Genomic DNA, 14603 nt, shown 5'->3' with positions numbered 1-14603 from the left:
ATTGTTCAGTTAGCGCTCACAGCAGCGCATTAATCGCCTGCGACGGGCATCTGAGGATACACGCCACACATGGGTTCAGAACTACTTTCGCTGATATTGTTTATTGCCTCTGTGTCGCTTTACACCTGGAAAGCAGGCAGAAATAAGCTGTGGTTCACGGCGATCCTGCTGTTTCTCGGCCTCTATATTATTCTCAACGCGTCGCTGCTCGCCAGCAACTACTTCACCGGTGAAGGCATTAACGATGCGGTGCTCTATACCATTACCAGCAGCCTCAGCGGCGCGGGCGTGAGCAAATATATCCTGCCCGCTATCGGCCTGATCGTAGCGCTGGTGGCGCTGTTCGTTTTCCTGTCGTGGATCCTGCGATTGCGTAAGGGCCATCGCGCCAGCCAGATCTACAGCCTGCTGGCGGTGATCCTGGCGCTGGCATCAATCAAAACCACGCCCGCTTATCAACAGGTCAGCAGCCTGATTAAATCGCAGATCGGCCGCGGCAACTCCGATTTCTCCGCACACTACAAGGTTCCCGGCACGCAAATGCGCGGCGGTAAACCTAATCTGGTTTACATCTATGCCGAAAGCCTTGAGCGCACTTATTTTGATGAAAAAGCCTTTCCTGACCTGGCGCCTGAGCTGAATAACATCAGGAAAAAAAGCACGGACTTCAGCAATACCATGCAGCTTCCCGGCACCGAATATACCATTGCCGGCATGGTCGCCTCGCAGTGCGGCATTCCACTGTTTGCGCCTTTTGATGGGAATGCCTCCAGCTCGCTCTCTACCTTTTATCCGCAGAATGTCTGCCTGGGCGACATTCTGAAAGCGTCCGGTTACCAGAACTATTTTTATCAGGGCGCCAGCCTGAGCTTCGCCGGTAAGGATCTCTTTCTCTCCTCGCACGGTTTTGATCATCTGTACGGCTTTAATGAGCTGAAAAGCGTGGTGAAAGATCCCAACTATCGCAACGACTGGGGATGGTATGACGATACGCTGCTCGACGTGGTATTCGATAAATATGTTGAGCTGGCGAAGCAGAACCAGCCTTTTTCACTGTTTGCCCTGACGGTAGATACGCACCATCCGGACGGGTTTATCTCGCGTAGCTGCCAGCGCAAGACCTATCCGTATCAGGGCAAGCCGAATAAATCCTTCGCAGCCGTCGCCTGTAGTCAGGAGCATATTGCGAAACTGATTGAGCGCATCCGGGCCACGCCGTGGTTTAAAAACACTATTATTGTGGTCAGTTCCGATCACCTGGCGATGAACAACACCGCCTTCCAGTACCTTAATCAGCACGACCGCAGCGACCTGTTTTTTATGGTGCGCGGCGATCAAACCGACGGCAAAACGATACCGGTGAAACGCAGTACGCTGGATAACGGCGCGACGGTGCTGGATGCAATGGGCGGCGATAACTTTATTGGCCTGGGGCGCAGCAGCCTGTCATCCACTTCGCTGGCAACAACCTATTTGAACATTAAAGATAAAATCAACGAGTGGAAGCCGGACGTGATTAAGCTTTGGAACTTTCCGAAAGCAATTTCCGACTACACCATTGATACGGATAAGAACACCTTCAGCTTCTCCGGCGTGCCTTTCAAGCTGCCGCTGCTGTTATCGGTAAAGCCGAACAAAATTGAGCCAAAATTTGATGTGTATCTTGCCGCGCCACTAAAAGAACAACTGGCGAAGTTCGAGCCGGATGAGAAGTTTGTCTGGATTGACCGCTGTTACAAAATGGGCGCCGTGTGGGATGAAACGCTGGAGCTAAATCCGAACCTTTGCGTGGCGGACGGCGCGCTCAACGCCACGCCGGAAATCGTTCAGGTGAAGCCCGGCGTGACCCGGGGCGAGGTAAAATTCCGCCGCGTTGGCGGCAACAGCGACGAACGTTACCAGCAGGCGGTGACGCGTCTGCGCGTGGTGGACGATGACCTGAAATACACCTCTGACACGCTTCTGTTTGGCCTGCCAGGACTGCCGAAACAGGTACTGAAAGTGACGGGCCTGTCGTATATCGAACCCTGGGGCGGGCGCTGGTCTGACGCGAACCTGCTGCCTGCGGTAAATATTGAGTATCTGGAGCCGCTGCCTGCCGAATTTGACCTGGTGCTGACCGCTCGCGCCTTTGGCGCCAACAGCCAGCGTCCGTTTACTATTAAGGTGGGGAGCGAGACGCAGCAGGTGATGCTGAGCGAGCACGACAGCGAGGTGAAGGTACATTTCGCCAACCCTTCGCGCGCGCGCGTCATCACCCTTCTGCCGCCTTCCCCCATCGAAACAACCGAGGGCGCGATTGATGGCTTTGCCGCCCGTCGGCTCGGCATTGGGCTGGTCAGCCTCAAGGTCATCTCGTCACACTAACCGCGCGCTCCGATCGATAAAACCGGGGCGTTTTTGCCTGTTACGCCGTTGCGTAATAAAAAACGCCAGACGGCTTTTTCTGCCTGCTGAAAACAGATTACTATAGGTTTTTTACTGGCTCATTCTGACAGGTACCAATACCTTGAAATCCCTGGTTCACCGTTTGCTGGCTCTGGCTGTCGCCGCGCTTCCGCTTTGCGGACAGGCGGCAAAAAACTCTCCCGATCCGCTGCTGGCCTCTCAAATCGTCGATCGCTACGCCGGGAATATTTTCTATAACACCAAGGCGACCGGCATGGCGATTGTGGCGATTGACGCAAACCAGCGTGTTTTTGCCAGTAAAGGCGCGATCCGCCCCGGCAGCGGCGTGCGACCGCAGAAAGATTCGTTAATCCGTATTGCCTCGCTCACCAAGCTGATGACCAGCGAGCTGCTGGTAAAACTTTCTGAACAGGGCGTGGTGCGGCTGGACGATCCCCTGAGTAAATACGCGCCTGCGGGCAGCAGCGTGCCGTCGCGCGACGGCCAGCCGGTGCGGCTGGTTAATCTTGCCACCCCTACCAGCGGCCTGCCGCGCGAGCAGCCCGGCGGCAAGGCCAACCGTCCGGTATTTGTCTGGCCAACCTACAGCCAGCGCTGGCGCTGGATGGATAACGCCCAGTTGAAGTCCATTCCCGGCACGCAGGCCGCCTACTCCAACCTGGCTTATGACCTGCTGGGCGATGCGCTGTCGCGCGCATCGGGGTTGTCCTATCCTGCCCTGCTGCAACGCGAAATCACCCGTCCGCTGGGAATGAAAGATACCACCTTCACGCCATCGCCTGAGCAGTGCGGCAGGCTGATGGTGGCGGCAAAAGGCGCCAGTCCGTGCATGAATACGCTGGCGGCCATCGGCAGCGGTGGCGTCTATTCAACGCCGGACGACATGGGCCGCTGGATGCAGCAGTTCCTCTCTTCCGACGTCAGCACCCGCACCGCACAGGCGGATCGCCTGCAAACGATGATTTACCAGCGTGGCCAGCTCACCCGCGTGGACGGCATGGATGTACCAGGCAAGGCCACCGCGCTGGGCCTCGGCTGGGTGTATATGGCACCGCAGGGATCGCGTCCCGGCATTATTCAGAAGACCGGCGGCGGCGGCGGCTTTATTACCTATATAGCGATGGTGCCACAGTACAGCGTTGGCGTGTTTATTGTGGTGACCCGCTCGCCGCAAACGCACTTCACCGCCATGAGCGATGGCGTAAATAACCTGCTAACCGAGTTGATTGGTAACACGCCGGACAGCGCAGCGCTGGCGGCAAGTATTATGTCAGACTGAGTGGCCAGGGCGCGGAAGGAACCGCGCCTGAAACAGCCTGCTCTGCTTTTAAATAAACAACCCTCACCGCAGCAGTGATGTAAGGCAAATTTACGTTTACCTGTTTTCCCGGTAAATTCCTGTCACCGGATGCGGATGGTTTTCAGATCGGCTCTCTCAACCCTCAAAATGCGTCGTCAGCATATCAATGAAAAGTCGGACTTTAGCCGCAAGGTGTCTTCGGCTGGGATATAGGGCATTAATGGGCGTTTCTTTACCTGAAAAGGTTGGAAATAATTTCACGAGGCGCTTTTTATGCAGGTCTCCGTCCGCCAAAAAAGAAGGCAGAAAGGCAATTCCCATTCCCTCTACCGCCGCATCTTTAATAGCTTCCCCACTATCAAAACGCAGGCGGCGATTTCCCGTCACAAAAACTTCTTCACCGTCATTATTCTTCAGTTGCCAGATACCTGAGCCCGAATGAAACCCATATATCAGTCTCTGATGCGCGCCAACGTCAGAAATGTTTTCAGGCATGCCGTTGTTATGAAGATAGTCTGGAGAAGCGTATATAAAGGGGCGACACCGGGTAATCGGGCGAGCAATCATCATTGAGTCATAAGGCAGTTCACCCAACCTGATACCAAGGTCAAATCCCTCTTCTACCAGGTCAACCAGCCTGTCGGTAAAACTTATTTCAGCATCCAGATCCGGCCATTTCTGCAAAAACGCATTCAGCAAGGGCAGAATGACGATCCTTCCGAACGCTGATGTAACCGTGATCCGCAACGTACCTTTTGGCTGCGCGTTATCCTGCCTGATGCTGCTTTCTGCCTCATGAATATCGGTCAGGATTTGTACACATCGCTCATAAAAATAGTGCCCATCGGCAGTCAGTGACACAGTGCGAGTGGTGCGATGAAGTAACCGCGTACACAGATGTGCTTCCAACCGGGCAAGGGATTTTCCCGCTGCGGAACGTGTTAATCCCATCGCTTTCCCGCCAGCAACGATGCTTCCTGTCTCAGCAATCGCCACAAAGGCACGCATGGTATTAAGGTCGATCTCTCCATTCAGATAGTGACCTGTGCCGAATTTTTGGATGCTCACTGTAGAACCTTTTTCCCGAAATTATTGTTTATATTAAAAGCGTAGAAAATAATTCAACGCAAGGACAATCCGATTATGTTGACTGCTCATGCTCAAAAAACTTTCGATGGCTGGAAAAAGGTAGCCATGCCCGTAGTACGAAAAATAACCGGGGAGGATGTGCAAAGCTGGGCTGAAGCCCGTGCAGAATATGACAACGGGCTTTATGGTCTTTTCCCGGTGCCGGAAGGGGTGACTTTCACCCACGTTAATTCAGGCGACATCCCGATGATGGTGGTGACGCCTGAAAACCTGATAGAGGGCCGCACTCTCTTTTATATACACGGCGGCGGCTATGTTCATGGAGGCGTGAACGGCTATCGCAGCCTGGCAGGAAATTATGCCAAACGTCTTCGCGCGCGTGTTTACCTTCCTGATTATCGACAGGCACCTGAGTACCCCTTTCCCATTCCTGTTGAAGATACTTTCACCGCTTATCGATCCTTGCTGGAAAGCGGTGTTGATCCGCGATCTCTTGCCCTTTCCGGTGATTCCGCTGGCGGAGCCATGGCGGTGACCATTATGCGCAAAGCCCGGGATGCAGGTCTCCCACTTCCTGCCGCAGCCGTTGCCTTCTCTCCCTGGGCAGACCTGACGCACAGTGGTGAGTCAGCGAGGATCAGAAATGGTATCGACCCCTTATGCAGTACTGAGTTTCTGACCCAACTGGCCGCTATTTTCCTGGCAGGGGAATTGCCAACTCATCCGGATGCCTCACCGGTATTTGCCGATGTAAGAGGCCTCGCGCCTACGCTTATCCAGATTGGTGAAAACGAGGTCATGCTGAGCGGGGCCATGCAGTTGGCATCCCGCCTTGGAGAGAATCGGGTAAGGACATCCCTTGAGATATGGCCTGGCATGTTCCACGTCTGGCATTTATTTACCGGACTCCTTCCTGAAGCGGATCACGCTTTACGCAATGCCGTGAGATTTCTGGATGATGCGCTGCCTCCTGAATGAGAGGAAAACGCTGACGTTTTTTCACAGTGAGTCAGGCCCGTTCCGAAACGGGCCTGACTTATGCGGCCAATGCGCGCGATGTAAATGCTCAAAACCATCCCACCCCTCAACGCCAACTCTCAGGCATGAAGGCAGCCTCGTATAAAAACACTAAGGGAATAAGTTGGTTAAGCAGGAACGGTCGCAGATTGCTTATTCAGGCATAAAATTATCAAGCCGCTGACCGATAACCTTTTTGATAACAGAAAAAACCGGCCGCGTTGATGTCAAGAGCGTATGGTCGCATCGATGGCAGAACACAGGAACCCTGCGGTGACCGGCTCTGCCTTATCCGGCAACGTTAAACTGTTTCTGAACATCCGTCCTTGTGGATCAGTACAGCACTTGCTTTTTCGCTTCGCAGCCCGATTGCCCTGCTCACAGGCTGGATCAATGTATGCTGATAAACCTCCGTGGAAACGCAACGCAGCGGCAGAACGCCACTGATGCGCTTAAAATGCCCGACGAGAATCGGGATGATGTTCTGAAGCAGTTCGTCTGCCTGGCCAGCGAGTCACTGGGGATCCCCGGCGGCTTTATTTCTGTTATTGATGACAGCCATCAGTTCATCCGCGCTGCCCACAATATCGCGCTTTGTCAGACGACGCGGGAAGACGCTTTCTGCCGTTACGTTGTGGATAGCGGCGAAGTGATGGTGGTGACTGACACCCTGCTTGACCCTCGATTTACCACGCATCCGCTGGTGGTGGGGCCACCCCGCATTCGTTTTTATGCCGGCGCCCCGCTGAAAAACCGGGAAGGCGTTATTCTTGGTACGCTGTGCGTGACAGACCGTGTGCCGCACCGGTTCCCCCGTAAGAAAATCAGGATGCTGGAAACGCTCGCCCGCCTGGCGATGACCTTCCTGGAAACCTGGCATTCGGCGGGCTTTACGGATGTAGCCACCGGGTTGCCAAACCGTCAACGGTTAATCCGTCACCTTCAGTTGCTGTCCACTTCAGAACAACGCGCCCCACTCCGGCTGACCTTAATTGACTGCATTGATATGCCGCGAGCTTACGAACTGGCCCGCGCGCTGGGTATGGCGCCGGTTGAAGCGCTGCTGCGCGATATTGGTGGCCTGCTGCGCGAGCGGCTGGAACTGGCGCCGGAGGATATTCTCTATACGGTGGCGACAGGCCGCTACGCCATCCTGGCATCGGCGGAAGGGCGATTTTCCGCGCAGAATGTTGTTGATAAACTGCGTTACGTCAGCGCCCGCCCCGAGGATGGCGTGGCGATGGATTTATCCATCCATGCTGGCGAGGTTTGCTTCGATCCCACAGAGCTTCCGGCCCAGGAAGCGTTGCGCCGCGCCGTCAGCGCACTTCATGAGGCCATCAACCTGCACGTGGGCGCGCGGAGTTTTAACGAGCTTAGCGATGCCCGGCGCAACGGCGATTTCCGGCTGATGAACGATCTGGCGGCCGCGCTTCAGACCGGCACAGGTGGTCTCTACCTGGTATACCAGCCCAAAGTTTCTCTCCCCTCCGGCCGACCTGTCGGACTTGAAGCGTTAATTCGTTGGCGACATCCTGAACACGGAGAGTTATCCCCCGCCGGCTTTCTGCCCGTGGCACAGTTCACTAACCTGATGAACAGCCTGACAGATTGGGTGGTTGGCGAAACAATCCGTCAGTTGAAAATATGGTCCGATACGCCCTGCCTGCTGCCGGTATCGGTGAACGTCAGCGTCAGCGACCTGTCGCGGAGCGACTTTACCGATACCCTTGAGGCCAGAATGGCCCAGGCGGGTCTGTCCACTTCGCTGCTGGGCATTGAGTGCCTGGAAACGGAGAAAGCCACGGAAAACCCGGCGGCGCTGGCGAACATGGAGGGGCTAAGGAAGCAGGGTTTTCGCATCTCGCTGGATGATTTTGGCGCCGGCTACAGCAACATTGGCTATCTTCGGCAAATGCCGATTGACGTGATCAAGCTGGATCGCGCGCTCGTCTCGGGCCTGACAATCGATCCCGGCAGCCGGATTATTGCCGCCAGCGTTATCCGTATGCTGAAAGATCTCAACTATGTGGTGGTTGCTGAAGGGGTGGAAGATCGGGAAACGCTGATGGTGCTGGAAGCATACGGATGCGATCAGGTACAGGGTTTTTACTTCTCAAGGCCATTGCCGCCGGCAGAGCTTGAAAAATGGTTGCAGCAGCAGCCACAGTCTGCCGACCCGGACATCTTGCCCCTGACAGGTAACAATCTCACCATGTCTGACGACGCTCACGATCCCGGCTTATATAACTGAACCGTCATGCTTAAGGAGGGTGTTTGTAACGGGTCAGGCGTTGTTATCGGCATACTGTGCGCAGTGCAACGTGCCGGAAATATCGTCCGCACGGCATTTCCGGGTAAAGGCGCATTAAGAAGCGTTTGTACACTTACTCCACATTGATGCGGAGGTTCTATGAGTACAGTTATTGATAATTTTACGCGCCACAAAAGCGAACGCAGTTTTACCGATCAACCGATTGATGACGCACTGCTTGAACGCATTATCAGCACCGCCTGGCGTGCGCCAACCTCCGTGAATTCACAGCAGGTCTCCGTGATTGTATCGCGCAGCGCTGAGAACCGGCAAAAAATAGCTCAGCTGGCAGGCGGCCAGCCGTGGATTGCCAAAGCGCCGATATTTTAACTTTTGTGTTAGATATGTACAAAAGCGAGCGGGCAATGGCGTTAATTAATGAACAACAGATTGCCCATCAGAGCGTTGAAAGCATTGTCTCCGGTGCCACGGATGTCGGGATCGCTCTGGCGTCGGTCATGGCTTCTGCCCGTTCTGAAGGGTTGGGCGTGGTGCCGATTGGCGGTATACGCCGCTCGCCGCTGGAAATGGTGGCGTTATTGCAATTGCCAAAACACACCTTTCCGCTGGCGGGCGTCGCGATGGGCTATGTCGATGTGCCTGCACATCAGAAACCACGCCTGCCGTTTGAGACCTTTCGTCATAATGAAACCTATCAGACCGCCGGACTTGAGGAGAACATCGCGCAATATAATCAGCAGATCGGTGAGCACTGGCAGACGACCGGACGCACAGATGGCGAGAGCTGGAGTGAAAGCGTGGCAGGTTATTATCGCCACATCTACTTCCCCGATGTGCTGGACGGGTTGCTGAAACAGGGCTTCGGCATCGACAAATAGCGCGTAAACACTGATGGCGAAGGAGAGCAGGAGCTGGCTGCTGCATCGGTTTCAACGCGCTGATGCACGCAGTTAGCAGCGCTACTGATACGCCGCAGCTTTAGTGCAGTAGGTAAATGAGTCATTCACCCCGTCATGGAAATATTCATATGACAGGAAATAAGAAAGCACTGGCTGAGAGAGTAAAACTGAGAATACGCGCATGCATCCATAACCTGACGTGGGAAGTGTGCAGGGTGCCGAATTCAGGCATCGGGTTCACAAAAAAAAGGCGAGGCGAGACTGTAATTTAAATTGTGTATCTGCCTGTTTTTGCTGATTGCACAAACATTTCTGTCGTTAATGCTGTGTTACCATAACCTTCAGGATCGCTTCTGGTAAACCATTTACAAAAGAACCCTTCAGTTTTCCAGGGGAAATCATTTTCAATATCAAAACCTGACCTGTAAACCTTAAATAACTCCCTGAACTTTTTTAATTGCCTTAATAATCTCATCACATTCTGCATCATCCTGGAGTAACGTATCAACACTCAAAGGAACCGCTTTAACAGTTATTGAAGCCAGCGTTGATAGTGTTTCCCGGAGGATGGCCAATACGTTCTCGTCGGTTTTTATATCTTATCGTCGCCGCGTGCCATTCGAATGTATTCATCCATAGTGTAAAAGCTTATCCGTGTTGCATCATTAGCTAAAATAACCCAGCCGATAACAGGCACAACTCTCCCGACAAAGACGCCATTATTATTTACCCTGCTGAAGGTTAATTGCTTTGCCGGACTGTAGCTGTTAGCTGTTCCCCTGCGGTCTCAGGGAATGCGCCTACCCAACAGACAACAGTTGCGATATCATCACTCCCATTAATGAAATGTGATAATTAACTAAGCCTGGATGGCCGTGACCTCTCTAACCATTGATATCTTAAAAGCCTGGCAGCGCATAGAATTTTTTCAGCCCTACGCTGTTGAAAAAAAAGAGAAAACCCTGCTTATCTCCCCTTCCGCCCTGCGGCAATCCGGTGATAACGCGCTGCCCTGGCTTTCGGCCGATCTACGGCAGGAATATGAGATCCCACATAAAGCTTCGTACTGCATCCACATCGGTTTGTTTGATAAATCTGTCGCCAGTCGCCTCAGCCAGGAGATATTCGGCGCGGAGCAAAACATTGCCGTCCGGGAAGAGATCGAACAACGACTGGATCAGGAAGGAACAACCTGTTTCGCCAAGGTACTGTTAAATGCTGATGGTGCCCCTGCCATGGATAAACTCTCCGTCAGCTCGCTTCCCTGGGCGCTGGGCCATTTGCAAAAGAGACGTTTTCAGTATTTAAGCGCAGCAATTTTCACTGAAGATTGCAGGCACCTTGCCGATACGTTGGCTGAATTTGCCTTAACGCTGACACCTTCACATGAGAAAAGCGGAGGCGTGTTACGCGCGGCCGATATTTTAACATTATCAGAGACGCACCTGAGAGACTGGGCGGACTTTGCACCTGAGTGGCAATATGTTTTACAAATAGAGTGGTTCGAAAGCAACGGTGAACGTGATGAATCGGCCGGCGAAGAAATTAGCGAGCAGGATGAGGAGGCGAGCGACAACGATAAAGCCCTGGCATTGCCTATTCTCAATAGCTTTTTCTTTGAAGATCTTGAAAACGTAATCAGAGCTCTGGAGCAAAAAGAAACGGGTAAAGCGCTTGGCGCTTACCTTTCTGGTAGCGATCGGAGAAATGTCGATCTCTATTCCCAGGACGGGCTTGCCGCCATCATTGATAAACTTCATCCGGCAAATATGCCCTCAGGCCGCTGGCCATCTGAGCCAGAACATGCCATGTCGCTGATGCAGCAGTTCGCCATTAATACGGCGGTTGAAGAGCTGGCAGACGGTGGATTACTTTCCGTCAATGGCCCGCCTGGCACAGGGAAAACCACTCTGCTACGCGATCTGGTTGCCCATAACGTTGTGGAGCGCGGGACGATACTTTCGCGCTTTGAGAAAGTCGAGGATACGCTGGATCAGGACGGTTTTATTGTTCCGGCACTGACCGGTTTCGAGATGGTTATCGCCTCATCCAATAATGCAGCGGTGGAGAATATTTCCAAAGAGCTGCCGCAAAAAAAATCTCTCGCAAAGGAATTTCGCGCACTTGATTATCTGGCCGCAACGGCCAATCAGTTGGCTGCTGAATATGGCCCGAAACGCCAGCGTAAGAAATACACCAATAGCAAAGGGAGGGAGTGTCACTATCACCTGTTTCGCCCGCTGGAAGAGGAAAAACAGTGCTGGGGAATCATTTCTGCCGCGCTGGGTAAGAAATCAAATCGCAATAAATTCACCCAGCGCCTGTTCTTTGATGAGCATTTTCAAAGGGATACTCCTGAAGAAACCTCACGGCCTGAGACTGAAAATTTCCTGAGCCTGTGGCGTTGGAAAACGCACCACAACGCGCCATCCTTCACATCGGCGAAAAAGCGCTTTATTGCGTGCCGACAGCAGACCGAAAAAACGTTCAGCCAGTTAACAGATTATGCCAATTTATTGAAAAAAGTGGCGGCTCACTCGCCGGATAATTTATTACCCGTGCTCCGCCAGATTGAAATGCAGTGCGAAGCGATTCAACGGGATCTGAAACTGGCGGAAGCCAAAAAGAGCGTCATGGATCAACAGGTTCAACATCTGCACCAACAGCAGAAAGTCCTTGAAAACCAGGCGCCGGGATGGCTGAGCCGTTTAGTAAAGCGCCGTAAATTGCAGGAATATAGAGATAATTTTCACGCGCTTTCAAGCCAGCTAAAAGAGAGGCTCGCGCAGCAGATAGAGCATGCACAAAATATTGCTGCACATCAAACCAAGCTGAATCAAAGCGAAACATTGAAAGATGAAATAGTGCAGCGCATTGAGCAGCAAGCGCGTCAGCAGCGCGAAGATCGGCATGCTTTACAAGCTTTACAGCAGCAATTTCCGACTCTCACAACGCCCGATCTTACCCTGCCAGTAAATGATGCAACATTACAGCGCGTTGCCTTGTGGCAAAATGAAGAGATTAATCGACAGCGTTCATTACTTTTTATAGCCGCAATCGAGCTGCATCAGGCGTGGCTTTACGAAGCGCTGGATAAAAAACGGCTCACGCCGGTGATATCAAAATTCAGTAACTTTTTAGACAAGCCACATCTGAATGGTGATCCTTTGCGCTGGTGGCAAACGCTGTTTATGGTTGTTCCGGTCGTTTCCACCACCTTTGCGTCGGTAGGACGCATGTTTCATGGCGTTAAAGGTGAAAATCTGGGCTGGCTGATGATTGACGAAGCGGGCCAGGCCTCGCCGCAGCAGGCGGTAGGCGCCATCTGGCGAGCGAAACGCGTGGTCGTGGTTAGCGATCCTTTACAGATTGAGCCTGTATTCACCACCTCTCCGGCGCTGGTCAAGCACCTGTGCGAGGATACCCTGCATGACCGCGCGGAGGAGTGGAATCCTGCACATTTTTCTGTCCAGCAAATAGCCGACCGCGCCAATCCGTGGGGATGTGAATTAGAGGTGATGAACCAGCCTTTGTGGATTGGTATTCCTCTTTGGGTTCACCGTCGCTGCATTGAGCCCATGTTCAGTCTGGCAAATAAAATGGCTTACGATAACCGAATGATTCACGGACTTAATCAAGACGAGATTGGCAGTCAGTTGGTTAATAACGTGATTGAGAATCACTGGGTGATTTCATCAGGCGGACAAGGCGAAAAGCAGTATCGCGACAGCCACGGTGAAAATTTAATCGAACTGCTGGATCGTTTACTTATTCAGAACGTCGCGCTGCAAAAAATCTACATCATTACGCCGTTTAAAGCAGTTAAGAAGGCAATTACTGAGTTGTTGGATCAGCGAGATATCAGTACCTGGAGACGATATTCACCGCGTTTAGACACTAAAGAGGTGAATGAGTGGCAAAAGCACAGCGTCGGCACGGTACACACTTTTCAGGGGAAAGAGAACGACATCGTTATTTTTGTGCTGGGATGCGATGAACATGACGATGGAGGCGCAAAATGGGCCGCCAGCAAACCCAACCTGCTTAACGTTGCGCTCACTCGCGCCAAAAAGCATATTTTTATTATTGGTGATCCAAAGGTGTGGCATCAATTGCCATGGTTCAGCGACGTTGCTGAGGTGCTCCCGTCTTTTAGTACTGAATCGCATCGGCTAACGAAGTTTCAGGGTAAACCCCAAACGCCATCAGATGTTATTTACCGCTAAAGCGGAAACGAAAGTGCCAATATTTGGAGCCGTTAGAGTGTATCAGCAAAAACATGCCATCCCTCTCGACAAGGGTGTACTCCTTTTCCTGCGGTTTTGCAGAACGCACCTTGGTATCAGTCAGGGCCATGATGGTATTGATCTCCTCCCAATATCGGTGCCAGGGTAAATCAGAGATCCGGCCCTGTTTGATCTCCTCCCAATATCGGTGCCAGGGTAAATCAGAGATCCGGCCCTGTTTGCAGGCTTCGGATAAATTCTTCCGGAGTCTGGTTATTTAACGAGGAATGTGGCCGGTACTGGTTATATTCCTGCCGCCAGTGCTCGATCTTCTCCTGAGCATCTTCCAGTGACAGGAACCAGTGCACGTTCAGACATTCATCACGCAGGCTGCCGTTAAATGACTCAACCAGGGCGTTGTCCGTGGGCTTCCCGGGGCGGGAGAAGTCCATCGTTACCCTGTTTTCATACGCCCAGCGATCCAGCGTTTTCGAGATAAATTCGCTCCCGTTGTCCGTCTGTAGCCGCTCTGGTACACGCTGCTGTGTCTGCCTGATCCGTTCCATCACGGCGACCACATCGTTACCACGAAGCCCCTGGCCTACCTCGATCGCCACGCATTCACGACTAAAATTATCGACTACAGTCAGGGCACGGATCCGGCGTCCGTTGAACAGATTATCAGCAACGAAATCCATGCTCCAGCACTGATCCACCGCGGTCACGGCCGGGCGGATACGCCTGTGCCTGGCCGTCACGTGCCGCCGCGGGCGTTTTGACCGCAGGTTCAGCCCTTCCAGACAGTAAATCCGGTGGGTTTTCTTGTGGTTAACCAGCCAGCCCTCCCGCCGCAGCAGGATATGGATCCGCTGCACACCATAACGAATGCGGGTTTCTGCAATCTCCCGTATCCGCTGCGTGAGGGCCCGGTCATCGCGGCAGCTGCGGTAGTTGTAGACCGTTCGGCTCTGCATCATCAGCCGGCATCCCCTGCGAACGCCGATGCGGTACGCCGCCAGCAGGTATTCGACCGCCTCGCGTTTCTGCACCGGCCTCAGAACTTTTTTCGGATGACGTCCTGCAGCATTTCCTTGTCCAGGCTGAGATCGGCGACCAGCCGTTTCAGGCGGTGATTCTCTTCTTCCAGCTGGCGCAGCCGGCGCAGTTCCGTCACGCCCATGCCGCCAAACTTCTTCTTCCAGTTGTAAAAAGTAGCCTCGGAAATCCCCATCTTTCTGCAGACTTCCTCCACCCGCGTACCTGTTTCTGCCTGTTTCAGGGCAAAAGCGATCTGCTCTTCGGTATAACGCGTCTTTTTCATGCCGGATGACCTCATTTGTTCATGGAAAGAAAGGCCGGAAACCCCACTTTACGCCGGTACTGAACAA

General features: G+C 53.0%; 8 protein-coding genes and 2 pseudogenes. 6 read left to right on the top strand and 4 right to left on the bottom strand.

Annotated features, from left to right (window positions below):
* Positions 1 to 69 precede the first annotated feature (69 nt).
* On the top strand, positions 70 to 2367 hold the full coding sequence (gene opgB / locus GS12_RS01420; protein WP_034943299.1) for a phosphatidylglycerol--membrane-oligosaccharide glycerophosphotransferase: 2298 nt from the start codon (positions 70 to 72) through the stop codon (positions 2365 to 2367).
* Positions 2368 to 2509: 142 nt separating this feature from the next.
* Positions 2510 to 3688, top strand: coding sequence for a D-alanyl-D-alanine-carboxypeptidase/endopeptidase AmpH (gene ampH / locus GS12_RS01415; RefSeq protein ID WP_084089529.1), 1179 nt, complete (start codon positions 2510 to 2512; stop codon positions 3686 to 3688).
* Positions 3689 to 3844: 156 nt separating this feature from the next.
* On the opposite strand, the gene GS12_RS01410 is transcribed toward ampH, so the two are convergent.
* Positions 3845 to 4777, bottom strand: coding sequence for a LysR family transcriptional regulator (locus GS12_RS01410; RefSeq protein WP_034943297.1), 933 nt, complete (start codon positions 4775 to 4777; stop codon positions 3845 to 3847).
* A 75-nt stretch (positions 4778 to 4852) separates the two neighbouring features.
* Here GS12_RS01410 and GS12_RS01405 point away from each other — a divergent pair, with 75 nt between their 5' ends.
* The 3 genes and pseudogenes from GS12_RS01405 (at position 4853) to GS12_RS01395 (ending at position 8968) form a co-directional block, all read left to right on the top strand.
* Complete coding sequence (locus tag GS12_RS01405; protein ID WP_034943295.1) at positions 4853 to 5776, top strand: alpha/beta hydrolase; 924 nt, start codon at positions 4853 to 4855, stop codon at positions 5774 to 5776.
* A gap of 436 nt (positions 5777 to 6212) precedes the next feature.
* Positions 6213 to 8069 (top strand): sensor domain-containing phosphodiesterase, encoded by a 1857-nt coding sequence (locus tag GS12_RS01400; protein WP_072016816.1) that lies wholly within the window; start codon positions 6213 to 6215, stop codon positions 8067 to 8069.
* Positions 8070 to 8228: 159 nt separating this feature from the next.
* Positions 8229 to 8968: pseudogene (locus GS12_RS01395) on the top strand (nitroreductase family protein).
* 289 nt (positions 8969 to 9257) lie between these two features.
* On the opposite strand, the gene GS12_RS23140 reads toward GS12_RS01395, so the two are convergent.
* Entirely contained in the window at positions 9258 to 9464 is a 207-nt protein-coding gene (locus tag GS12_RS23140; protein WP_231566813.1) for a DUF1493 family protein, read from the bottom strand.
* A 394-nt stretch (positions 9465 to 9858) separates the two neighbouring features.
* Between GS12_RS23140 and GS12_RS01390 the strand changes: the two genes are divergently transcribed.
* Positions 9859 to 13215 (top strand): DEAD/DEAH box helicase, encoded by a 3357-nt coding sequence (locus tag GS12_RS01390; RefSeq protein ID WP_052118316.1) that lies wholly within the window; start codon positions 9859 to 9861, stop codon positions 13213 to 13215.
* Here GS12_RS01390 and GS12_RS24895 read toward each other — a convergent pair.
* A pseudogene (locus tag GS12_RS24895) lies at positions 13205 to 13345 on the bottom strand (Arm DNA-binding domain-containing protein); the annotation flags it as partial. The gene GS12_RS01390 and the pseudogene GS12_RS24895 overlap by 11 nt on opposite strands.
* Positions 13346 to 13436: 91 nt before the next feature.
* A protein-coding gene (locus tag GS12_RS01385; RefSeq protein WP_152601331.1) for an IS3 family transposase occupies positions 13437 to 14536 on the bottom strand; the annotation gives its coding sequence in 2 pieces (ribosomal slippage) (positions 13437 to 14275 and positions 14275 to 14536; 1101 coding nt in all).
* Positions 14537 to 14603 lie beyond the last annotated feature (67 nt).

Origin of the sequence: Erwinia oleae, from assembly GCF_000770305.1 — a bacterium.
Taxonomy (GTDB): Bacteria; Pseudomonadota; Gammaproteobacteria; order Enterobacterales; family Enterobacteriaceae; genus Erwinia; species Erwinia oleae.
Note: the sequence above shows the minus strand (reverse complement) of the source record. Positions and strands in the feature narration are given on the sequence as shown.